General features: G+C 70.1%; 17 protein-coding genes. 6 read left to right on the top strand and 11 right to left on the bottom strand.

Translation table 11 applies throughout. The features are described from left to right. Positions 1 to 16: 16 nt before the first annotated feature. From JI739_RS07125 to apbC, 7 genes are read right to left on the bottom strand one after another with little or no spacing between them, the layout of a single operon-like run. Positions 17 to 667: a TorD/DmsD family molecular chaperone gene (locus tag JI739_RS07125; RefSeq protein ID WP_201683105.1), complete on the bottom strand. Its 651-nt coding sequence runs from the start codon at positions 665 to 667 to the stop codon at positions 17 to 19. Beyond that, positions 664 to 2,751 carry a 4Fe-4S binding protein gene (locus JI739_RS07130; protein WP_201683106.1) on the bottom strand — a complete coding sequence of 696 codons (2,088 nt, stop codon included), beginning with the start codon at positions 2,749 to 2,751 and terminating at the stop codon, positions 664 to 666. Before JI739_RS07130 ends, JI739_RS07125 begins: the two co-directional genes overlap by 4 nt. Beyond that, complete coding sequence (locus JI739_RS07135; protein WP_201683107.1) at positions 2,678 to 3,349, bottom strand: DUF3306 domain-containing protein; 672 nt, start codon at positions 3,347 to 3,349, stop codon at positions 2,678 to 2,680. Before JI739_RS07135 ends, JI739_RS07130 begins: the two co-directional genes overlap by 74 nt. After that, on the bottom strand, positions 3,342 to 3,902 hold the full coding sequence (locus JI739_RS07140) for a DUF3305 domain-containing protein (protein WP_201683108.1): 561 nt from the start codon (positions 3,900 to 3,902) through the stop codon (positions 3,342 to 3,344). The genes JI739_RS07135 and JI739_RS07140 overlap by 8 nt, the downstream gene beginning before the upstream one ends. Continuing rightward, entirely contained in the window at positions 3,899 to 6,856 is a 2,958-nt protein-coding gene (fdhF, locus tag JI739_RS07145) for a formate dehydrogenase subunit alpha (RefSeq protein ID WP_201683109.1), read from the bottom strand. The genes JI739_RS07140 and fdhF overlap by 4 nt, the downstream gene beginning before the upstream one ends. Further along, entirely contained in the window at positions 6,843 to 8,525 is a 1,683-nt protein-coding gene (locus JI739_RS07150) for an NADH-ubiquinone oxidoreductase-F iron-sulfur binding region domain-containing protein (RefSeq protein ID WP_201683110.1), read from the bottom strand. The genes fdhF and JI739_RS07150 overlap by 14 nt, the downstream gene beginning before the upstream one ends. Beyond that, positions 8,525 to 9,613: an iron-sulfur cluster carrier protein ApbC gene (apbC, locus tag JI739_RS07155; RefSeq protein WP_201683111.1), complete on the bottom strand. Its 1,089-nt coding sequence runs from the start codon at positions 9,611 to 9,613 to the stop codon at positions 8,525 to 8,527. Before apbC ends, JI739_RS07150 begins: the two co-directional genes overlap by 1 nt. Before the next feature lie 118 nt (positions 9,614 to 9,731). Here apbC and metG point away from each other — a divergent pair, with 118 nt between their 5' ends. Then, on the top strand, positions 9,732 to 11,780 hold the full coding sequence (gene metG / locus JI739_RS07160; protein ID WP_201683112.1) for a methionine--tRNA ligase: 2,049 nt from the start codon (positions 9,732 to 9,734) through the stop codon (positions 11,778 to 11,780). Between the two features lie 6 nt (positions 11,781 to 11,786). Here the strand turns inward: metG and JI739_RS07165 are convergent, their stop codons facing one another. Beyond that, positions 11,787 to 12,683 (bottom strand): LysR substrate-binding domain-containing protein, encoded by an 897-nt coding sequence (locus JI739_RS07165; protein ID WP_201683113.1) that lies wholly within the window; start codon positions 12,681 to 12,683, stop codon positions 11,787 to 11,789. 103 nt (positions 12,684 to 12,786) lie between these two features. Here JI739_RS07165 and JI739_RS07170 point away from each other — a divergent pair, with 103 nt between their 5' ends. The 4 genes from JI739_RS07170 to JI739_RS07185 all read left to right on the top strand — a co-directional run bounded on the left by JI739_RS07170 (position 12,787) and on the right by JI739_RS07185 (position 16,654). Next, positions 12,787 to 13,764: a tripartite tricarboxylate transporter substrate binding protein BugE gene (locus tag JI739_RS07170; RefSeq protein WP_201683114.1), complete on the top strand. Its 978-nt coding sequence runs from the start codon at positions 12,787 to 12,789 to the stop codon at positions 13,762 to 13,764. A gap of 92 nt (positions 13,765 to 13,856) precedes the next feature. After that, a complete protein-coding gene (locus JI739_RS07175) occupies positions 13,857 to 14,714 on the top strand; it encodes an N-formylglutamate amidohydrolase (RefSeq protein WP_201683115.1) in 858 nt (285 codons plus the stop codon). A 61-nt stretch (positions 14,715 to 14,775) separates the two neighbouring features. After that, a complete protein-coding gene (locus tag JI739_RS07180; protein ID WP_201683116.1) occupies positions 14,776 to 14,991 on the top strand; it encodes a hypothetical protein in 216 nt (71 codons plus the stop codon). Between the two features lie 13 nt (positions 14,992 to 15,004). Next, positions 15,005 to 16,654 (top strand): SulP family inorganic anion transporter, encoded by a 1,650-nt coding sequence (locus JI739_RS07185; protein WP_201683117.1) that lies wholly within the window; start codon positions 15,005 to 15,007, stop codon positions 16,652 to 16,654. A gap of 6 nt (positions 16,655 to 16,660) precedes the next feature. Here JI739_RS07185 and bamE read toward each other — a convergent pair whose 3' ends face one another. Next, positions 16,661 to 17,185: an outer membrane protein assembly factor BamE domain-containing protein gene (gene bamE, locus JI739_RS07190; RefSeq protein WP_435531590.1), complete on the bottom strand. Its 525-nt coding sequence runs from the start codon at positions 17,183 to 17,185 to the stop codon at positions 16,661 to 16,663. A gap of 11 nt (positions 17,186 to 17,196) precedes the next feature. On the opposite strand from bamE, the gene JI739_RS07195 reads away from it, so the two are divergent. Next, positions 17,197 to 17,424, top strand: coding sequence for a DUF3460 family protein (locus JI739_RS07195; protein WP_201683118.1), 228 nt, complete (start codon positions 17,197 to 17,199; stop codon positions 17,422 to 17,424). A 30-nt stretch (positions 17,425 to 17,454) separates the two neighbouring features. On the opposite strand, the gene JI739_RS07200 is transcribed toward JI739_RS07195, so the two are convergent. Further along, positions 17,455 to 21,444, bottom strand: coding sequence for a hypothetical protein (locus JI739_RS07200; protein WP_201683119.1), 3,990 nt, complete (start codon positions 21,442 to 21,444; stop codon positions 17,455 to 17,457). A gap of 1 nt (position 21,445) precedes the next feature. Continuing rightward, a complete protein-coding gene (locus JI739_RS07205) occupies positions 21,446 to 21,925 on the bottom strand; it encodes a type III secretion system chaperone (protein WP_201683120.1) in 480 nt (159 codons plus the stop codon). Between the last annotated feature and the right edge of the window lie 19 nt (positions 21,926 to 21,944).

The following is a 21,944-nucleotide window of genomic DNA, read 5'->3' on the forward strand; positions in this document are numbered from 1 at the left end:
TGCATCCGCGCCTGCCTCACGCCAGCATGTCGAATGCCTGCTGCTCCACCGCCACGAAGGCGCGGGTGAAGCCGCCCAGCGCCGCGTAGAAGCGCGCCCTGGGATGGGCCTGCAGCGTCTCGCACAGCTGGCCCACCCAGGGCTGCAGGTGCGTGGCGAAGAACTCGCGCTGGCGGGTGAGGTTGGCCACTTCGACGTCGTCGCCGGCGATCAGGTAGCGCATGACTTCGGCCAGGTAGGCGAGGTGGTCCTCGGTCTCGGGCATGGCCTCATCCCGGGCGAGGCCCAGGGCGGCCAGGTCCTCGCGCAGGCGCGCGACCGGGCGGTCGTTCAGGAAGCCCGAGAGGTAGTGCGAGCCGAACAGGTAGACCTCGGGCTTGCCGACGCCGCCGAACAGGGCCTCGTGTTCGGCCGCCACCTGTTCGTCGCTCATGGCGCGGCTGATGCCGACCAGCTCGCGCCACGGTTCTTCGAGGAAACCCCCGGCGGCCGGCGCCTCGGTCGGGGCCACGCGCAGCGCCGCCAGCAGCTCGGGCGTGGGCGGGGCATAGAACAGCTGGGCCAGCAGGCCGTAGATCTCGGCCCGGGCGGTCTCCTCGTCCAGCGCCGACGAGGGCGTGTAGCGGGTGCCCAGGGGGACGGTGGCCTCGCGCAGGGGCTCGGTCATAGGTCGCTGATCCTCACTTCGTTGTCGGCGCTGTAGATGTCGATGACGCGGCAGTCGCCGCACATCTTGAGCCGCTCCAGCCCGGCGCCCTGGAACATGGGGTGGCCGGACAGCTTGCCGAGCATGGCTTCGATGGCCTTGAGCGTGCCGAAGGGCTTGCCGCAGCGCACGCAGCCGTAGGGCTGGGTTTCGTTGAGCACGCGCGGCTGCCGGCGTTCGGGCGTGAGCAGCAGGCGCGGGTGCAGCGTGATGGCGTCTTCCGGGCAGGTGCTGGCGCACAGGCCGCACTGCACGCAGTTCTTCTCGATCAGCTTCAGCTGCGGCAGTTGCGGGTTGTCCTGCAGGGCGCTGGCCGGGCAGGCGCCGACGCAGCTCATGCACAGCGTGCAGCGGTCCTTGTCCACGTGGATGCTGCCCAGCGGCGAACCGGCCGGCAGCTCGATCACCGGGGGCACGGCGCGCGCATGCTCGACCAGATGGTCGAGCGCCAGCTCCAGCGTGGGCCGCTTGTCGCCGGTGACGGCGAAGCGCGCCGGCTGGGCCGGCACCGCACCCGGCTTGCGCACCAGGCCTTGCAGCTGCGCATCGAGGGCTTCGGGCGCGCTGCAGGCCAGCAGGCTGAAGTGAGTGCCCTCGTAGCCCAGTCCCTGCACGATGGCCTCGGCCAGCGCCATCTGCTGGCGCAGGGCGTCCAGGTATTGCGGCGCCTCTTCGCCGGTGGTGAGCACGGCGACATGCCGGGCACCGGCTGCCACGGCCGACAGCCACAGCTCGATGCCGGTGCTGGCCGCGTGCCACAAGGCCAGGGGCATGACGTTGGCGGGCACGCCCGAGGCCTTGCCCACCCGCGCCAGGCGACCCAGGTCCTCGACCATCGCGCGCCCGGCTTCCTGGCTGTGCAAGAGCAGCACGGGCTCGCGGCCGCCGGCCTGGGCGTAGCTGGCCAACAGGGCCTTCCAGCGCTCGCCCTGCTCGTTGGGCCGGGGATAGGTGTAGGTGAGCGCGCCCGTGGGGCAGACCGTGGTGCAGGCCCCGCAGCCCACGCACAGGTTGGGGTTGACCTTGATCTGCTGGCGCGAGGTGTCCGAGGAAACCGCCTCGGCCGAGCAGACGTCGATGCAGGCGCGGCAACCCACGGTTTCATTGCGGCTGTGCGCGCAGAGCTTCTGCTTGTACTGGAAGAACTTGGGCTTCTCGAACTCGCCGACCAGCTCGCGCAGGCGCAGCACCGCGGCCATCCGGGCCTCGGGACCGCTGGCCGGGGGCAGGTGCAGGTAGCCCTGGGGCAGCGCGTGGCGGTCCATGGCCGGTCGCTCGCGCAGGTCGAGCACCAGGTCGAAGGTCTGGTTCTCGGCGCGCGGCTCGCGCTGGAAGTCGATGGCGCCGGCCGCCTCGCACACCTTCACGCAGGCGCGGTGGCCGGTGCAGGCATCGAGCCGCACCTGGTAGTCGAACCCGATGGCGCCCTCGGGGCAGGCCTGGATGCAGGCGTTGCAGCGGGTGCACAGGTCGAGGTCGATGGGGTTGTCCTGCGCCCATTCCAGCTCGAAGGCGCCCAGCCAGCCGGCCAGGCGTCCGATGCGCCCCGACAGCACCGGCCAGCGCCGCTCCTGCGAGCCGGTGCCGCCCTGCGAGAACACGGTGACCTGCAGCACGTCGGCCACGCTGGCGGCGATGCGCTCGGCCGCGTCGAGCGGCCCGATGACCAGCAGGCGGCCTTCGCTGCGGTAGGTGACGGTGGACACCGGCTCGGGCTCGGGCCGGCGCGCGTCGGCCAGCAGCGCGGCGATCTTGGGCATGGCGCGGGCGGCGTCGCGGCTCCAGCCGCCGGTCTCGCGGATGTTCACGAAGCGCACCGGCGACCAGGCGACACCCTCGGTCTGGCCAGCGATCTCGGTGAACAGTCGCTGCTCCTGGGTGCAGGCGACGACGACGTCGCCGCCGCCGCGCAGCGCCTGCTGGAAGGCGCCGGCTTCGCGCCGGCACAAGGTGGAGTGAAGCTTCAGGTCTTCATGCAGGGCCTTGCCCAGGACCTCGGGGTCCAGCGGCATGGTCCTGTTGCAATCGCAGATCAGGGTCGGCATCTTGGCTCGGGCGTTCGGGTACGGCATCGCCGCTGTCAGCGGCTGGGTCGCCCTCGGGTTGTCGGTTTTCAGGCGCTTGCGACTCTGGCACGGTCGCGCCCTCGGCGGTATCCGCAGCTTCCCTTGTTGCGGCATCGGCCACCTGGGCCGCCGGGTCCTCGCGGAACAGCCCCAGGAATTCGGCGCTGGCCAGATTCCGCAGCATGGATTCGGGCAGCGGGTCGGGCTTGCCGTAGTCGTCGATGTAGACGTCCAGGCCGTCCATCACGTTGAAGTGGGGATCTTCGAAGAGCTTCTTCACCGCGGCGTTGCGCACCTCGGGCGTCACGTCGGACGCCATGAAGCGGCTGAAGTCGGCCTCGGGCGTGAGGGCCCGCACGTCCTCCAGGCTCGGCGGCGGTGGCGCCTCGGCGGGCGACTCGGGTGACCCGGCCGGAGCAGCCGGAGCCGGTGCCAGGGGGCCCGCGGGAGCTTCGGGGATGGCCCGCGCCTGCAACGGCTCCGGGGGGGCGGTGGGCGGCGGCTCGGGCTCGGGAGCGCGGCCCTCCTTGACGTCCAGCTTGCGCCGCGACCAGCGGCCGAGGAATCCATCAGGCATCGCCGTCCCCCCCCTTGCGGCGCTTGTCGCCGGTGCTGATCGAAGCCGGATTCCCGAAGCGGTCCTGCAGCGGCTGGAAGCTTTGCGGCCGCTGCCGCCGGCGCGGCTCGGGCTGGTAGTGCGCCTGCGCGAACTCGCGCATCCATTCCACCACCTCGGGTGGCGCCGGCACGTTCTCCACGGTTTCCTGCGCGTCCAGCCAGCGACCGGCTTCGTTGTAGCTGAGCGTGAGGATCACCGGCCTCGCGATCGGCTCGTCGGCCACCGTGGGGGTTTCCTCCATGCGCCACATCACGAACCAGCACGGCGCCGGCGTGGTGACGTTGAGGTAGTAGCCCTCGGCCTCGTCGCGGAACAGCTCGACCCGCAAGCCCGGGTGCAGCCACAGCTCGCCGGTGTCGTCCTGGCGCAGCCGGCGCGGCTCGGAGCCGAAGGCGCTTTCGTTGGCGACCACGCTGTCGAGCACCCAGCGCCAGGGCTGCCAGCGGTTGCCCACCAGCGCCTCGCGGCGCATCAGCACCGCGACGTCGAGGCCGGGACGCTGCGTGCTCATGGAGAGACCTTCACCGCGCAGTACTTGAACTCGGGGATTTTGCCGAAGGGATCGAGCGCGGGATTGGTGAGCAGGTTGGCCGCCGCCTCCTGGTAGGCGAAGGGCATGAACACGGCGCCGTCGGGCGTGCCGTCGTCGCGGCGCAGGTGGCAGCGCACCTCGCCCCGGCGCGACTGCAGCGTGGCCATCTGGCCGGCGACCAGCCCGCGGCGCTCGAGCTCGCGGCCATTGAGCGAGGCGGTCGCCACCGGCTCGATGGCGTCCAGCACCGCGCTGCGGCGGGTCATGGAGCCGGTATGCCAGTGTTCGAGCTGGCGGCCGGTGATCAGTACCAGCGGGTACTCGGGGTCGGGCCGCTCGGCGGCGGTGAGCAGTTGCGTGGGCACCAGCCGCAAGCGGCCGTCGGCCGTGGGGAAGCTGTCGGTGAAGACGATGGGCTGGCCCGGGTCGTCCTCGCTCAGGCAGGGATAGGTGACGCTGCCTTCGCGCTCCAGCCGCTCCCAGCTGATGCCGGCGATGGCACCGTGCATGGCCTGGCGCATCTCCTCGTAGACCGCGGCGACGCCGGCATCGGGGCCGGGGTAGTGCCAGGCCAGGCCCATGCGGGCGGCGATCTGCTGGATCAGCCACAGGTCGGGCCTGGCCTGCCCTGGGGGCTCGATGGCCTGGCGACCGAGCTGCACCATGCGGTCGGTGTTCGTGACGGTGCCGGTCTTCTCGGGCCAGGCGGTCGCCGGCAGCACCACGTCGGCCATCCAGGCGGTCTCGGTCATGAAGATGTCCTGCACCACCAGGTGCGACAGGCCAGCCAGGGCCTCGCGCGCGTGGTTCAGGTCGGGGTCGCTCATGGCGGGGTTCTCGCCCTCCACGTACATGCCGCGCACCTTGTGCGGATCGCTCTCGGGGGCCAGCGCCTTGTCCATGATCTCGACCACGGTGTAGCCCGGCTGCGGATCGAGCGGGGTGCCCCAGAAGCGCTCGAACCAGGCGCGCACGGCCGGGTCGTCCACCCGCTGGTAATTGGGCAGCATCATGGGGATGAGCCCGGCGTCGCTGGCGCCCTGCACGTTGTTCTGGCCGCGCAGCGGATGCAGCCCGCTGCCGGGCTTGCCGATCTGGCCGGCCACCGCGCACAGCGCGATCAGGCAACGGGCGTTGTCGGTGCCGTGCACGTGCTGGCTGATGCCCATGCCCCAGAGGATCATCGCGGCCCTGGCCGTGGCGAAGGCCCGCGCCACTTCGCGCAGGGTGGCGGCCGGTACGCCGCACACGGCTTCCATGGCCTCGGGCGAGAAGGCGGCGACGCCGGCGCGCAGTTCCTCGAAGTGGCTGGTGCGCGCCTCGATGAAGGCGCGGTCGGCCAGGCCCTCGTCGATGATGGTGTGGATCAGCGCGTTGAGCAGCGCCACGTCGGTGTCGGGGCGGAACTGCAGGGTGCGCCAGGCGTGGCGGCCGATGTCGGTGACGCGCGGGTCGGCCAGCACGATCTTCGTGCCGGCCTGTGCCGCGTTCTTCATCCAGGTGGCGGCGACCGGGTGGTTGGCCGTGGGGTTGGAGCCGATCACCAGGATCAGCTCGGCCTGGGCCACGTCGGCCACCTGGTTGCTCACCGCGCCCGAACCCACGCCCTCGAGCAGCGCCGCGACGCTGGAGGCGTGGCACAGGCGGGTGCAGTGGTCCACGTTGTTGCTGCCAAAGCCGGTTCGCACCAGTTTCTGGAACAGGTAGGCCTCTTCGTTGGTGCCCTTGGCCGAGCCGAAGCCGGCGAGCGATCGCGGGCCATGCTGGTCGCGCAGGGCCTTCAGGCCGCCGGCGGCGAGGTCCAGCGCCTCGTCCCAGGTGGCTTCGCGGAACACCTCGCTCCACAGGGCCGGGTTGCGCAGCACGTCGGTGTCCTTGGGCACGCCGGGCTTGCGGACCAGGGGCACGGTGAGGCGGTGCGGGTGGTGCGCGTAGTCGAAACCGAAGCGGCCCTTGACGCACAGGCGGCTGTGGTTGGCCGGGCCGTCGCGGCCGTCGACGGCGACGATCTTCTCGTCGCGCACCTTGTAGGTGATCTGGCAGCCGACGCCGCAGAAGGGGCACACCGACGGGACCTCGCGATCGACCTGCTGCGAGCCGATGAGTGTCTTGGGCATCAGGGCGCCGGTGGGGCAGGCCTGCACGCACTCGCCGCAGGCCACGCAGGTGCTCAACCCCATGGGGTCCTGCAGGTCGAACACCGGCAGCACCTGGGCGCCGCGGTGGGCGAAGCCGATCACGTCGTTGACCTGCTCCTCGCGGCAGGCGCGCACGCAGCGCGTGCACTGGATGCAGGCGGCGAGGTTCACCGCCATGGCGGGGTGGGAGAGGTCGGGCGCGGGCGCTTCGCGGCGCAGGGATTGCAGGGCCGGGCGAGGGGTGACGCCGAGTTGATCGGCCCAGAAGCTGAGTTCGCCGTGTTGCGAGGCGGTTGGCGCGGGCCCTTCGACGAGCTCAGGATGATCGGAAATCACGGCCGCCGGCCCACCCCCTCCGTTCGGGCTGAGCTTGTCGAAGCCATGCCCGGGCGCGGGTTCACCCACGGCGTGCCCACCTACCCCGTTCGGGCTGAGCCTGTCGAAGCCATGCCCGGGCGCAGTGCCGTCATTCCACTTGAACCCCTCATCCGGCATGTCCGCCAGCAGCAGCTCCAGCACCATCTTCTGGCTCTTCACCGCCCGTTCGCTGCGCGCCTGCACGTCCATGCCCGGCGCGACGACCCGGCAGCAGCTGGGCGCCAGCACCCGCTCACCGGCGATCTCGACCACGCAGGCCCGGCAGTTGCCATCGGGGCGCATGCCGTCCGTGTAGCAAAGGCGCGGAATCTCCACGCCCACGCGGCGGGCTGCGTCGAGGATGGTCTCGCCTTCGATGGCCTGGACGTCCTGGCCGTCCAGGCGGAAGGCCACCAGGGGCAGGTCAGGTGACTTCATGGGGGAAATAGGTCTGGATGCAACGGATCGGGTTGGGCGCCGCCTGGCCCAGGCCGCAGATGGAGGCGTCGGCCATCACCTGGCCGAGGTCATCGAGCGTGGGCTGGTCCCAGCGCGGCGCCTCCATCAGCACGGCCGCCTTGGCCGTGCCGACGCGGCAGGGCGTGCACTGGCCGCAGCTCTCGTGCTCGAAGAATCGCATCATGCTCAGCGCCGCGTCACGGGCCCGGTCGTGCTGGCTCAGCACGATGACCGCCGCCGAGCCGATGAAGCAGCCATGCGGCTGCAAGGTGTCGAAGTCCAGCGGCACATCGGCCAGCCGTGCCGGCAGGATGCCGCCGGAGGCGCCGCCCGGCAGGTAGGCATAGAGCTCGTGCCCCTCGGCCATGCCGCCGCAGTGTTCATCGATCAACTCACGCAGCGTGATGCCGGCGGGCGCCAGCTTGACGCCCGGCTCGCGCACGCGGCCGCTGACGCTGAACGAGCGCAGGCCCTGGCGGCCGTGGCGGCCATGGCTGGCGAACCAGTCGCCGCCCTGCTCGACCAGCTGGCGCACCCAGTACAGGGTCTCGAAGTTGTGCTCCAGCGTGGGCCGGCCGAACAGGCCCACCTGCGCGATGTAGGGCGGGCGCAGGCGCGGCTCGCCCCGCTTGCCCTCGATGCTTTCGATCATGGCCGACTCTTCACCGCAGATGTAGGCGCCCGCGCCGCGGCGCAGATGGATGGCCGGCAAGGCGAAGGGCGGGTCGGCCTGCAGGCGCGCCAGCTCGGCCTGCAGCAGGCGGCGGCACTCGGGGTATTCGTCGCGCAGGTAGATGTAGATGGCCTGCACGCCCACCACGTGGGCAGCAACCAGCATGCCTTCGAGGAAGCGGTGCGGGTCGCGCTCGAGGTAGTGCCGGTCCTTGAAGGTGCCGGGTTCGCCCTCGTCGATGTTCACGGCCATCAGGCGCGGCGCGGGTTGGTCGCGCACGATGCGCCACTTGCGCCCCGCCGGGAAGCCCGCGCCGCCCAGGCCGCGCAGGCCGGCCGATTCGAGCGCGGCGATCACGGACTCGGGGTCGCGTTCCCCGCTGACCAGGCTGGCGGCCAGCTGGTAGCCGCCGAAACGGCGGTAGGCATCGTAGTCCACCACCTGCACCTCGCCAGCCGCGGGCGCATCGGCGCCCGCCATGGCCGCGATCTTCTCGGGCGTGGCGTGGCCGCACGATCGCTGGCCCACCAACGCCGCCGGCGCCTGCTCGCAGCGGCCGATGCAGGGCGCGGCGACCACCCGCACGTCCTCGCCCAGCAGCGCGGGCAGCCGGGCCATCAGCTCGCGTGCGCCGGCCATCTCGCAGGAGAGGCTCTCGCACACCCGCACCGTGAGGGCCGGGCCGCGCTCGTCGCCGCGCAGGATGTCGAAGTGGTGGTAGAAGCTCGCGACCTCGTAGACCGTGGCCATGGGCAGGTTCATCTCGCGCGCCAGCGCCGCCAGGTGCCGGTCATGCAGGCCGTGCCAGTGGTCGTTGAGCCGGTGCAGGTGTTCGATCAGCAGGTCGCGCGCGTGCGGTCCCGGGCCGATCAGTTGGCGCACCTCGGCCAGCGAGGTCTCGTCGACCGGCCGGCCTTTCAGGCGGCCGGTGCGGTCGCCGCCGCGGAACAGCCGGATGGGGGCTTCCTGCTGCATCAGGTGTCCTTGGAGACGGTGATGGTGGGAAAGCGCGAGGAAAAGTCCTTGGCGCGCTGCGCGATCTTCACGGCCACCTGGCGGGCGACGTCCTTGTAGACGCCGGCCACTTGCCCGGCCGGGTCGGCCACCACCGTGGGCTTGCCGCCGTCGGCCTGCAGGCGGATCGCCATGTCCAGGGGCAGCGCGCCCAGGTACTCGATGCCGCGCTCGGCCGCGTAGCGCTTGCCACCGCCCTCGCCGAAGATGTGCTCGACGTGGCCGCACTGGCTGCACACGTGGGCCGCCATGTTCTCGACCAGGCCGAGGATGGGCACGCCCACCTTCTCGAACATGGCCACCGCCTTTCGCGCGTCGAGCAGGGCGATGTCCTGCGGGGTCGTGACGATCACCGCGCCGGTCATGGGCACGCGCTGCGACAGCGTGAGCTGGATGTCGCCGGTGCCGGGGGGCAGGTCGACCACCAGGTAATCGAGGTCGCGCCAGTTGGTCTGGCGCAGCAGCTGCTCCAGCGCCTGGGTGGCCATGGGGCCGCGCCAGATCATGGCCTCGTCGGCGTTGACCAAAAAGCCGATGGACATGACCTGCACGCCGTAGTTCTCCAGCGGGTCCATGGTCTTGCCGTCGGGGCTCCCGGGCCGGCCCTCGATGCCCATCATCATGGGCTGGCTGGGGCCATAGATGTCGGCATCGAGCAGGCCCACGCTGGCGCCCTCGGCGGCCAGCGCCAGCGCCAGGTTGGCGGCGGTGGTGCTCTTGCCCACCCCGCCCTTGCCCGAGGCCACGGCAATGATGTTCTTGACGTTCGGCAGCAACTGCACGCCGCGCTGGACCGCATGGGCCGTGACGCGGGTGGCGATGTTCACCGTGACCTGCTCGACGCCCGGCACGCCGCGCGCCGCCGCGGTGAAGGCCTGGCGCAGGGTCGGCAGCTGGCTCTTGGCGGGATAGCCCAGCTCGACGTCGAAGGACACCTGCGATCCCTGGACCTGCAGGTTCTTGAGCGCCTTGGTGCTGACGAAGTCCTTGCCGGTGTGGGGGTCGGTGACGGCCGAGAGGGCGGCGAGCAGCTGGTCTGGAGTGGCCATGGGTGGGGAAAGATCAGGAATATGTCAGTGTACCGAGACGAGGGGTGCGACCCCGCGCGACCGGCCGCTCCCCGCGACCCGGACTCTAGAATCCCGGGTTCCCCGCAGGACTCCCCACATGACCCAGCGCAAGCTCTTCGTAACCACCGCCCTGCCCTACGCCAACGGCAAGTTCCACATCGGCCACATCATGGAATACATCCAGGCCGACATCTGGGTGCGGTTCCAGCGGATGCGCGGGCACATGGTGCAGTTCGTCGGCGCCGACGACGCGCACGGCGCGCCGATCATGATCGCCGCCGAGAAGGCGGGCAAGACGCCGCAGCAATTCGTGGCCGAGATCGCGGCGGGCCGCCAGGCCTACCTGGACGGCTTCCATGTGCGCTTCGACAACTGGCACTCGACCGACAGCGCCGAGAACACCGAACTGGCCCAGGCAATCTACCGGCAGCTCAAGGCCAACGGGATGATCGCCACCCGCACCATCGAGCAGTTCTACGACCCGGTGAAGGGCATGTTCCTGCCCGACCGGTACATCAAGGGCGAGTGCCCCAACTGCCACGCCAAGGACCAGTACGGCGACAGCTGCGAGGTGTGCAGCAGCGTCTACGCGCCCACCGACCTGATCGCGCCCTATTCCACCCTCACCGGCGCCACGCCCGAGCTGCGCAGCTCCGAGCATTTCTTCTTCCGCCTGTCCGACCCCCAGGTGGTCGACTTCCTGCGCCGCTGGACGCAAGAGCCCGGCCGGCTTCAGCCGGAGATGGCCAGGAAGGCCGGCGAGTGGTTCGAAGCGGGCCTGGCCGACTGGGACATCAGCCGCGAGTCGCCCTATTTCGGCATCGAGATCCCCGACGCGCCGGGCAAATACTTCTACGTCTGGCTGGACGCGCCGGTGGGCTACCTCGCCAGCCTGAAGAACCACTTCGACAAGGGCCAGGCACGCCAGCACTGGCACGAGGCCTCGCGCACCGACGCCAGCTTCGAACAGTTCATGGCCGACCCGGCGGTGGAACAGGTGCACTTCATCGGCAAGGACATCGTGTACTTCCACACCCTGTTCTGGCCGGCCATGCTGCAGTTCAGCGGCCGCAAGACGCCCACCCAGGTGAACGTGCATGGCTTCATCACCGTCAGCGGCGAGAAGATGAGCAAGAGCCGGGGCACGGGCATCGACCCGCTCAAGTACCTGTCGCTGGGCATGAACCCCGAGTGGCTGCGCTACTACATCGCGGCCAAGCTCAACGGCCGGGTGGAGGACGTCGACTTCAACCCCGACGACTTCGTCGCGCGGGTGAACGCCGATTTGGTGGGCAAGTACGTGAACATCGCCAGCCGCGCCGTGAAGTTCCTCCCCGAGGGGCGGCTGGTCGGCAACGACTCGGGCGACCTCGACCCCACCCGCCTGGTCGAATCGGTCAAGCAGTTGTACGAGTCGCGCGAGTACGGCAAGGCCCTGCGCGAAATCATGGCCTTCGCCGACGAGGTCAACCTGCGCTTCGACACGGCCGCGCCGTGGAAGCTGGTGAAGGAGGGCAAGGGCGCGGAAGCGGCCGTGATCTGCTCCGAGTGCATCGAGCATTTCAAGGTGCTCACCGCCTGCCTCAAGCCGGTGCTACCCGAACTGGCCCGCCAGGCCGAGGCCTTCCTGCGCTGCGACCCGCTGTCCTTCGACAACGCGGCCCAGCCTCTGGGCGACGGCCATCAGGTGGGGGAGTACAAGCACCTGATGCAGCGGGTGGACGTCAAGCAGCTCGACGCGCTGTTCGAGCCGCCTGCGCAGGAAGCTCCCGTGGTGGCCGACCCGGGCGGCGAGCCGATCGCCGCCGGCATCGGCATCGACGACTTCGCCAAGGTCGACCTGCGCATCGCGCGCATCGCCGCCTGCGAGGCGGTGGAGGGCTCGACCAAGCTGCTGCGCCTCACGCTCGACCTGGGCGAGGGGCGCACCCGCAACGTGTTCTCCGGCATCGCCTCGGCCTACCAGCCCGAGCAGCTGGTGGGCAAGCTCACCGTGGTGGTGGCCAACCTGGCGCCGCGCAAGATGAAGTTCGGCGTGAGCGAGGGCATGGTGCTGGCCGCCAGCCACGCGGACGAAAAGTCGCAGCCGGGGATCTACATCCTCGAACCGTGGCCGGGCGCGCAACCCGGCATGCGGATCCACTGAAGACCGTCAGCGCCCCGCGCCGGCCTCCTGCCGCAGCCACTGCGCGAACCGTTCCCCGGCCGGGTGCGCCGCCACCGCGCGGCGCCGGCACAGGTAGTAACCCCGGCCGGTCGATGCCGCCTGCGGCACCGGCGTGACCAGTCGGCCGCTGGCCAGGTCGGCTTCCACCATGCAACGCTGCACCACCGCCACGCCCATGTCGGCCCGCACCGCCTCCACCAGGTTCATCACCAGGTCGAAGCCCGTTCCGTGCCAGCCGGCTGGCAGGCTCGCGCCCACCGCCTGGGCCCAGAGCGACCAGTTGTCGGGGTAGTTGGAGTGGTACAGCAGCGGCTGCTCCAGCAACTGCGCCGCGCCGTGGATGCGGGCGGCGCGCCGAGGCGCGCAGACGGCGACGATCTCGCGCCCGATCAGGTAGTCCGCCGCGATCTGCCGCGGCCAACGCTGCTGCGCCCGTGCCTTCAGGGCGATCCACAGGTCGACGTCGTCGCGCTCGAAGGTTTCTTCGTGGTGGTATTGGCGGAACTCGATGGCCACCTCGGGATGGAGCGCGCGGAACCCCTCCAGCCGCGGCAGCAGCCACAAGTGGCCGATGCTGGGGGCGACCGACAGCCGCAGGCGCAGGCGTTCCGGCTGGCGCCGCACGGCCAGGGCCGCGGCTTCGAGCGCGGTGACGTGCCGCTCGGTGCGCGCACGCAGGTCTTCGCCCTGCGGGGTCAGGCGCACCCCGCCGCCCGTGCGGGCGAACACCTCGAAGCCGAGTTGCGCCTCCAGCCGCTGCACGGCCCGCGACACGGCGGCCTGGGTGACCGCCAGCGCGTCGGCCGCGCTGCGGAAACTGCCGCAGCGCGCCACCGCCAAAAAGGCATGGAGTTCGACCAGGGAGGGGCTGCGGATGCGCACGGCGGGCGATTACACCATGTCATCACCTGGCACCGAAAAGTCGTTTGGCACCGGCCCCTGCGCGCCCTAGGCTGCGCCCACCTCTTCAAGACGAGCCCTTCGCATGAATACCCGCCACTTCCTCAAGACCGTGGCCGCCGCCGCGGCCCTGGCCTTCGTGGGCGCCGCCGGCGCCCAGTCCTTCCCCGACCGGCCGATCAAGCTGGTCGTGCCTTTCGCTCCCGGCGGCTCGACCGACCTGGCGGCGCGGCTGGTCGCCGAGTTCGCGGGCCGTGAGCTGGGCCAGTCCATCGTGGTCGAGAACAAGGCCGGCGCCGGTGGATCGCTCGGCATGGAGTTCGTCGCCAAGTCGCGGCCCGACGGCTACACCCTGGGCATGGCGACGGTGAGCACGCACGGCAGCAACCCCGCCGTGTACGGCCCCAAGCTCAAGTACCACCCGATCAAGGACTTCGCCCCGGTGACCAACGTGGCGACCACGCCCAGCGTGTTCGCGGTGAACCCCAAGGTCACGGCCGCGGACATGAAGGCCTTCATCGCCCAGGCCAAGGCGCAGCCGCGCAAGTTCAGCTTCGCCTCGCCGGGCACCGGTTCGCTCGGTCACGCCAACATCGAGCACTTCATGCACCTGGCGGGCATGGAGCTGCTGCACATCCCGTACAAGGGCGCCGGGCAAGCCATGAACGACGCGGTGGCCGGCCAGGTCGACGCGATCACCGACAACCTGCCCTCGGCCCTGCCGCACATCAAGGCCGGCAAGCTGCGCCCGCTGGCCGTGCTGGCCGACAAGCGCTCGCCGTCCCTGCCGGACGTGCCCACCTACGGTGAACTGGGCTTTCCGCAGATGGGCAACGGCGGCTGGTTCGGCGTGGTCGCGCCCGCGGGCACGCTGCCGGAGATCGTCGCCAAGCTCAATTCGGCGATCCACAAGGCCATGAAGAACCCCGAGTTCGTGCGCAAGATGGACGAGTCCGGCGCGACCCTGATCCCGGGCACTCCGGCCGACTTCGGCAAGCAGATCCAGCAGGCGATGGACCGCTACCAGCGCGTGGCCGAGGTGGCCAGGATCAGCCTCGACTGATGTGAAGGTCCACCCCGAAGCGCCTTCGGCGCCTCCCCTCAAGGGGCGCCACCAGCGGCCCGGCCAGGCCGGTTCCGCGGTGGAGCACTGAGATGCAACCCTTCGACCTGTACCTGCCGCACGGCGAGCCCGTCGCGCTGGTGTGCGATTCGCCGCACAGCGGCACCCATTACCCGGAGGACTTCGGCCACGTGGTGCCCATGCCGCTGCTGCGCCGCGGCGAGGACACGCACGTGGACGCACTGTGGCAGGCCGCGCCCGATGTCGGCGCCACGCTGCTGGCGGCGCGCTTTCCCCGGACCTACATCGACGTCAACCGCACGCTCGAGGACCTCGACCCCGAGCTGCTGGACGGCCCGTGGGACGCCCCGCTCGCGCCGGGGGAGAAGACCCGGCTGGGCTACGGCCTCATCTGGCGCAACGTCGCCGCCGGCGTGCCGATCTATGACCGGCCGCTGGCGCCCGAACGGGTGCGCCGGCGCATCCAGCAGTGCTACCTGCCCTACCACGCAGCGTTGTCGAAGGCGATCGAGTCGTCCGCGCAGCGCTTCGGCGGCGTCTGGCACCTCAACCTGCACTCCATGCCCGACGACGCCTACCGGCGGCTGGGCATCGCCAGCCCGCACCCGCTGGCCGATTTCGTGCTCGGCGATCGCGACGGCACCACCTGCGAGCGGACCTTCGTCGACCTGGTGGAATACGAGCTGCGCTCGCTGGGCTACACCGTGGCCCGCAACGACCCGTACAAGGGCGTGCAACTCATTGCGCACATCGGCCAGCCCGCGCGCAACCGCCACAGCCTGCAGGTGGAGATCCGCCGGCCCGTTTACATGGACGAGGGCACCCGCGAGCGCCATGCCGGCTTCGACCGGCTGCAACGCGACCTGTCCCAGCTGCTGCGCACGCTGGCCGCCTATGTGCGGGGACGCTGCGATCCCGGCGCGCGCTGAAACCCGCGGGGGGCAGGCTCGGCTGCCTACAATGGCCGCGTCATCCCCGCCCGACCCTTCCATGCGTACCTCGCGCCTGCAGCTGATCACCTCGCTCGCCCTTGCCGGCGCCCTCCTCCTGCCGGGCTGCGCCGTGATCACCGTGGCGGGCGCGGCGGCATCGGTCGCGGCGACCGGCGCATCGCTGGCGGTGGGCACCACCGTGGGGGCGGTGAAGCTCACCGGGCGCGCCGCCGGGGCGGCGGTGGGCATGGTGGTGCCGGGCGGAGACGACTGACGATCCGACGGCCATGCTGCCCCTCGCCCGCTTCCGCCCGCGCTTGCTGGACGCGACGCGTGGCTACAGCGCGGCACGCCTGCAGCACGACCTGGGGGCCGGCGCCACGGTCGCCATCGTCGCCCTGCCCCTGGCCATGGCCTTCGCCATCGCCTCGGGGCTCAAGCCCGAGGCCGGCTTGTGGACGGCCATCGTCGCCGGCCTGATCGTCGCCTTGTTCGGCGGCTCCAACGTCCAGATCGCAGGCCCGGCCGGCGCTTTCATCGTCATCGTCTACGGCATCGTCGAGCGCTACGGGCTGGCCAACCTGCTCATCGCCACCGCCTGCGCCGGCGTGCTGCTGTTCGCGCTGGGGCTGCTGCGCCTGGGGGGGCTGGTGCGCTATGTGCCGGTCAGCATCGTGGTGGGCTTCACCAACGGCATCGCCGTGCTGATCGCGCTGTCGCAGCTCAAGGACTGGCTGGGCCTGGACATCGCACGCATGCCGGCCGACTTCTTCGGCCAGGTCCTCCTGATCGCGCAGAACCTGCACAGTTTCAGCCCCTATGCGTTCGCCCTGGGGCTGGCCTGTGTCGCCGGCCTGGCCATCTGGCCCCGGCTCTGGGGCGGCCAGTCACCCCTGCAGCCGGTGCTTCAGCTGCCCCTGGTGCGCAGCGCCGCTCTGGTCAATGCCCGGCTGCCGGGCCCGGTGATCGCCCTGGTCAGCCTCACCTTCCTGTCCTGGGCGCTCGCGCTGCCGGTGGAGACCATCGGCTCGCGTTTCGGCGGCATTCCGCAGGGCCTGCCCCGGTTCGAACTGCCGGCGTTCTCGTGGGAGACGGTGAAGCAGCTGGTGACGCCCACGCTCACCATCGCGCTGCTGGGCGCGATCGAGTCGCTGCTGTGCGCCCGGGTGGCCGACCAGGTCAGCCGGCTGCCACGGCACGACCCCAACCAGGAGCTGATGGCGCAGGGCCTGGCCAACCTGGTGGTGCCCTTCCTCGGCGGCATGCCGGCCACCGGCACCATCGCCCGCACCGTGACCAACGTACGGGCGGGCGCCACCTCGCCGGTGGCGGGCATCACCCATTCGGCGGTGCTGGCGCTCATCGTGCTGCTGCTGGCGCCGCTGGCGCTGCACGTGCCGCTGGCGGTGCTGGCGGGCATCCTGCTCTTCGTGGCCTGGAACATGGGCGAGTGGCGCGAATTCGCCCGCCTGCACCACCACAGCACGCACTACCGCGTGCTGATGCTGGGCACCTTCACGCTCACCGTGGTCTTCGACCTGACCGTGGCCCTGCAGGTGGGGCTGGTGGCCGCCTGCGTGCTCTTCATCTGGCGCATGAACACGCTGTTTTCGGTCGAGGTCACGCAGGCCTACGGCGCCATCCGACTGCGGCTGTATGGCTCCCTGTTCTTCGGCGCCGCCGCCAAGCTCGACGGCGGCATGCAGGCGGTGGAGGCCGGGCCGGAGCAGCCGCAGGTGCTGATCGACGCCCTGCACCTGGTGCACCTGGACGCCACCGGACTGGACGCCTTGCGCCAGCTGCACCGGGCGGTGCTGGCACGCGGCGGCACGCTGCGGCTGGAGAACCTGCAGCCGCAACCGCGCGAGGTGATCGAACGAGCCGGCTTCGACCGCGAACTGGACCGAGGAGTGGCGTCGGACGAGGTGACCGCCTAGGGCGGATTAGCGCACCTCGGTCTCGGGGTCGGGCCGCACCTCGCTGCGCACGACGCGCCAATCGCGGTCGAACCAGACGGTGAACAGGCTGGAGGTGTTGGGCGGCTTCATCCATCGCCACGACCACGCGGCTTCGTTGCGCCGGGGAAAGTTTTCCTGCATGGCCGGCTTGCCCAGCGTGCGCCGCACCTGCTCCATGGTCATGCCGGGCTGGATCTTCTCGAAGGTGGCCGGCTGCAGAACCTGGCGCAAGGCACTCATGCGGCCGTCCGGGCCGATGGTGATCATGTAGTTGTAGTGGCCGGCCGGGTTGCGGTTGTATTCGAGCGTGCGGCCGCCGCCGGGGGCGTCCCACACGGCTTCGGGGTCTCCGAAGCGAGCCCGCACGTCGGCCTCGGTGGCCACGCCCTCCCGCAGTTCGGAAATGCGCTGCTGGTCACAGCCGGACAGCACCAGGACGGCACTCAGGACCAGGGCGCAGCCCAGCCGGGTGCGGCTGGGGCGCGCCGATAGAATCTTCGGGTTCGACACCGCCCCAGTCTATGTCCAAGTTGCTCCGCCTTTTCCGCCGCCCCGACTACCAGTCGGAGGTCACCCAGTTCATCGAGCAGCTCAAGACCGAAAAGCCCGACCTGGAGGCCCAGCAGCGTGCGGGGCGCGCCATCTGGTGGGACAAGCGTGTGGACCGCGACCAGCAGCAGGAGTGGAGCGAGGCGCGGGTGCGGCAGAACGCCTACGTGTACGGCAGCAATTCCGGCGAGAAGCCGTAAGCGCCCACCTATTCGCTCCTGGCAGCGGGACTACGCCATCGATCCAGAACCCAGCAGGCGGGCGTACGCCGGGTCCAACGTGCCTTGGCCCTCACCGGCCCCGGGCACCGCAACCCCGGTGGCCTGCGATCCAGCTACTTCAGCGAAAGACTTCCGGCCTGCGCCCTTGGCGGCCTTGGCCGTGGAATCGACCACCACGTCGAATGCCTTGAAGACATAGCTGGCCGGATCCCGCGCGATCTGGTCGGCCTGGGCCAGCGCCTCGCGGGCCGACCGCAGGGCCGCCGCGCGTTCGATGCCAGACCGGTGCCCCGCCACCTTCAAGTGCTCCTGCGCGTTGCGGTACCAGTCGTTGGCCTTGTTCATCGCCCGGCGGGTCATTGCGCATTCCAGGCGAACCTGCAGACCGCTGTCGCGGGAGCCCATGGCGCCCAGGGCCGACTCGACACTTTCGACGTACTGCGCCAGCTCCGACGAAGCCTCGGGCTTCAGCAGGTGCGGCATCACGGCGCAAAGGCTTGTGCGCACATCGCCGCCCACCACCCGCGCCTGGACCTCGAAGCCGGAACCCTCACGCAACAGGCCCGCACGCCGGACGAAGCTGCGCGTGACCGACAGGTCCTGCCCCATTTCGGCTTCCTTGCTGAACTTGCCGCCCAGGGCCGACGCGCTGCCGCTGGCGATTCGCCGGTGTTGCCGGTTCCAGCGTTCGACCTCGGTCAGGCCCGAACGGCTGGAAGTGCGAACCTCGCCCCTGGCCTTGAGCAGTTCGCCTTCGACCGAGGCCAGCGACAGGTCGTCCGTCACGTCGATGGACAGCCTGGCCCGCACCGTGGCCTGGGTGTCGCTGCTGCGTGAGTCCAGCGTGTGGAACTTCAGCTTGTCCCCGGTGGCCGCATCCATGGGCTCTTGCCCCACCAGCGCCTTCACCAAGCGCTGCGCCGCTTCCGGGTCTTCACAAGTGGCCCGGAAGCCGCTTGCCGTGCCTTCGCTGCGCTTGCCGCCCAAGGTCAGGATCCCGAGGAAGGACACGCTCGCCGCCAGCGAGCCGGAGCGCTCCTGCGTCACCTGCACCTCGTAACCCTGCGCCGTGCGCACCACGCGCACCGCGTCGGCGGTGCGGGCGCTGAGCTGCGTCTCCTGGGAGACGCCGATCACCAGCGGATTGGAGACGGACAACTCGCCTTCGTGGCCGAAGCGCACCTCGAATGACTGCCCCGGCTCCAGGCTCTTGAAGCGCTGCTCGACCGCTTCCATGTTGCGCAGGCGGCGCTTTTGCGCGCCGGTCAAGGCATCGGGCTGCGCCGGGACCTTGGGCGTCGTTTGCGAAGTGACAGGCGCCCCTGGAAGCGAGGGCCGCAACAGCCCCTTGGAGCCCGATCTCAGCGGGTCGAAGCGCTGGGTGAGCTTGGCCAGATCGAAATCCTGTGCATTCACCTTGCGCCAGACGTCGCGCACCAGGTCGCGGATGTGCGGATGCGGATCGTGCAAGGTGAGGCCGAACTCTTTCAGGCGCTTCATCACGCCGGCCCGGGTCGCCGGCTCGCCGCGGGCGTGCGCATCGAGCGCCTCCTCCAGGATGGCAACCCGGCTGGCGCCCTCCACCATGTCCTGGAGCTCGGCGGCCCGGGGGTTCGGCGTCTTGTCCACGAGCTGCCGAGTCCCCTGCACGTTGACGCAGACGTTCTGCAGCGTGGCCAACTCCTCGAGCTGGCCCAGCATGCCGGCGCTGGTGAGCTGCGAATGACTGGGCTCCTCGTCGACCGCACCCATGGTGCGAGAGGTGACGTCGAACCCCTTCAATTGGGCGCGCAAGTCCGCCAGTTCGCCGGTGTACTTGGCGACGATCTGCTTCTTGGCTTTTGCCGACACGCTGGAGTCGACAAGCGCCGCCTGGAGCGCTCGCGTCGTCTTGCCGTACTCCACCAGCCGATCGACCATCGGTGCCTGGTCAGGGGCCGAAGCGAGGTTCGGCAGATTGCCGCTCTTGTCTCTCTGGAGCTTCCACCCGGTGCTCGCCAGGTGGGCGAATAGCGCATCTCGCGTCATGGTCAACGTGGCCAGCTTCAGGTAGCCCGGCCCGCCGGCGGCGCGCCATTCGTCCTTGCACTGCTCCACCTTTTCAGCCAGGAGCTCCTGGTCTGACTTCCCCTGGGCCTGCGCACCGTCCGTGAGCTGGGTCTTCAACCGCTCGACCAGGCCCCTGGCCTGCACCGATGGATCGTGCAGTTGGCTGGCCTGGGCCAGCGCTGAAGCCTTGGCCAGGCGGTCCGCCACGTCGCAGATCAGTTGCTTCGATTGCTTGACCGAGGCCGAGGACACATGACCCTGGCGGTACTGCTCCTTCGCTGCCGAGAGATCGACCGGTGTCGACCTGCCTTTGTTGAAGTGCCTGAGCAGCTCGTCGACCTTCTTGTCGTTGATGGCCTGGCTGGCGGGATCGAGGGCGGACAGGTAGATCCAGTGCGTGAGCAGCAGGTCGACTTCCTTGTCCAAGCCGCCGCCCAGCTTCTTGAGCTGATCGATGGACCACGTGGACGCGCCGGGTGCCTGGCCTTTGTCGCCCACCAGGTCACCCTGCCGGGCCGGGTCGTGCGCGCGCAGCAGGCGGTTGATTTCGGTGTTCACCACCTCGCGGCTGTGCGTGGTCTCCATGCTGAAGCGGCGGGCGGCGAAGGCGTCCCCGATGTCCTGCTGCCGGGCCGGGTCGACACCGGCCTTCTGCAGCTCTTTTTCCTGCTGCTGGTCGAGTCCGCCCAGCTTGAGCGACAGCACCAGTTCGTCCCACTGTTCGAAACCGAAGATCTTGTCGACGGCCTCGGGCTTGCCCTGCACCACGTCGTCGATCAGCCCGAATGCCACGCCGCCGCGCCCGTCCTGGATGCCGTCGCCGAGCTTGGCCAGGACGGCTTCGTGGTCTTCGGGGTGTGCCCTGGCGCAGATCTGGTCGACCTTGCCTTGCGTGGTGCGATAAGTCTCGACCGAGCCGGCGCGCAAGTGGTCGGCCAGCGGCTTGCATGGCTGGGTCTCCTCGTTCCGCGCGTCGATACCCCGGATGGCGTCGTACCGGTCCAGCAACGGCCCGGCGTCTTCCACGGTATCGACCAGCCCTTGCATCCGTTCCAGCAGCTTGTCCACCTGAACTTGCTGGCCCTCCGGCAGGGCGCCCATGACCGCGGCCGCCTCTCGGGACTGGACCAGCTGCGCCTGCAAGGCAGGCGCGTCGGCCAGTGCTTCGCCGACGGGCTTGCCGGCAAGCTCCTTGACCTGGGCGCCCATGCCCTCGATCAGCTCCCGCTGCTGAACGCCACGCTGCAACTCGATGCGACCTTGCAGGCTGGCGAGCAAGGGACGATCACCGCCCCCGGCGAGCTGCGCGAGTTCCTGCGAAATGCGGTTCAGCTCGCGCGCCCGCTCGACCAGGGGCGACCGGCTCTGCTCCAGCGCACCGAGATGGCCTTCCAGGGTTGCGACCTGCTCGGCCACCGTGCGCGCCCGCTGCTGTCGCACGAGCGCGGCTTGCACTTCCGGGCGCTGCTGCGCGGTGGCCAGGCCCTTCGTCATCGCCGTGAAAACGACCTCGGCCTTCTCGCGCGCTTTCGTGCTCTTGCGAAACCATCCACAGGTCGGCTTGAGCTCCCGTGCCAATTGAAGCTTGATCTGCTCGGCCCCTTGTTGCTGCAGGTAAGGTTGCAGCTCGTCGGCCTTGCCCTCCGACAGCTCCTCGACCTTGCGCGCCAGCAGCTGCGTCGACAGCCCGCGAGCCACCGATGCCACCCACGCGAACTTCGCAGGAGCGGCGCCAGCGCCAACCCGGGGCCCGGTCACCAAATCGCTCTGCCCCAGCCGACGAACGTCGGGCGGGGTGCTGGGGCGTCGGGTGAACAGCCCGAAGAAGCGGGCGGCCCAGCTGCGCTGCGGGGCGCGCAGCCGGCTCAAGTCGCCGGCCGTCGCGGCGACTTTGAGACTGGGGGGCCCGGCCGATTGAGCAGGCCGGGAATAAGCGTTGACGTTGTGCATGTCAGGCAAACCCTTTGTCGAGCGCTTCGGTTTCCTGCAGGTGGACGTCGGCGGTGCGATACACCTCGTCCAGTTTTTGCTTCCATTCCGCCGCCGTCTCCAGCAGCGCCAGCACCCAGGCGAGGAAGCTGTTCTCGTCGAGGGCGGTGAGCGGCCGCGAGGTCCACAACACCAGTTCAGCGTCCTGCCGGTCGACCGCGAAGCAGGCGCCGCCGGTCTGCATGCCCAGGAAGCTCGCCTCCAGGCAGTGCTCGGCCAGCACATGCGGCTGGCCCCCCGAAGGCCAGGGGAGCACCGGAACGCGCAGGTACACCATGCCGTGGCCGTCGGGGACCTCGATCGCGCAATCGAGCCCGCAGTCGTGGCCGACGGCGCACAGGCCCGAGTCATCGAGCTGAAGGGTGAGCCCGGTCTTGGCTCCGAGGCTGCGCAGCCATGCGTTGACGCGCGCCTGTTCTTCACTAGGGGATGGCTGGAACATCGGGTCCTCGATACGACAG

This window comes from Ramlibacter aurantiacus, from assembly GCF_016722895.1.
Lineage (GTDB): Bacteria > Pseudomonadota > Gammaproteobacteria > Burkholderiales > Burkholderiaceae_C > Ramlibacter > Ramlibacter aurantiacus.

Excerpts from the sequence above, each read along its gene's own strand:
- JI739_RS07200 (WP_201683119.1), bottom strand. The coding sequence starts at position 21,444 with ATGCACAACGTCAACGCTTATTCCCGGCCTGCTCAATCGGCCGGGCCC.
- JI739_RS07195 (WP_201683118.1), top strand. The coding sequence starts at position 17,197 with ATGTCCAAGTTGCTCCGCCTTTTCCGCCGCCCCGACTACCAGTCGGAG.
- metG (WP_201683112.1), top strand. The coding sequence starts at position 9,732 with ATGACCCAGCGCAAGCTCTTCGTAACCACCGCCCTGCCCTACGCCAAC.
- JI739_RS07125 (WP_201683105.1), bottom strand. The coding sequence starts at position 667 with ATGACCGAGCCCCTGCGCGAGGCCACCGTCCCCCTGGGCACCCGCTAC.
- JI739_RS07170 (WP_201683114.1), top strand. The coding sequence starts at position 12,787 with ATGAATACCCGCCACTTCCTCAAGACCGTGGCCGCCGCCGCGGCCCTG.
- JI739_RS07135 (WP_201683107.1), bottom strand. The coding sequence starts at position 3,349 with ATGCCTGATGGATTCCTCGGCCGCTGGTCGCGGCGCAAGCTGGACGTC.
- JI739_RS07185 (WP_201683117.1), top strand. The coding sequence starts at position 15,005 with ATGCTGCCCCTCGCCCGCTTCCGCCCGCGCTTGCTGGACGCGACGCGT.
- JI739_RS07140 (WP_201683108.1), bottom strand. The coding sequence starts at position 3,902 with ATGAGCACGCAGCGTCCCGGCCTCGACGTCGCGGTGCTGATGCGCCGC.
- JI739_RS07180 (WP_201683116.1), top strand. The coding sequence starts at position 14,776 with ATGCGTACCTCGCGCCTGCAGCTGATCACCTCGCTCGCCCTTGCCGGC.
- JI739_RS07150 (WP_201683110.1), bottom strand. The coding sequence starts at position 8,525 with ATGCAGCAGGAAGCCCCCATCCGGCTGTTCCGCGGCGGCGACCGCACC.
- JI739_RS07175 (WP_201683115.1), top strand. The coding sequence starts at position 13,857 with ATGCAACCCTTCGACCTGTACCTGCCGCACGGCGAGCCCGTCGCGCTG.
- apbC (WP_201683111.1), bottom strand. The coding sequence starts at position 9,613 with ATGGCCACTCCAGACCAGCTGCTCGCCGCCCTCTCGGCCGTCACCGAC.
- fdhF (WP_201683109.1), bottom strand. The coding sequence starts at position 6,856 with ATGAAGTCACCTGACCTGCCCCTGGTGGCCTTCCGCCTGGACGGCCAG.
- JI739_RS07130 (WP_201683106.1), bottom strand. The coding sequence starts at position 2,751 with ATGCCGACCCTGATCTGCGATTGCAACAGGACCATGCCGCTGGACCCC.
- JI739_RS07205 (WP_201683120.1), bottom strand. The coding sequence starts at position 21,925 with ATGTTCCAGCCATCCCCTAGTGAAGAACAGGCGCGCGTCAACGCATGG.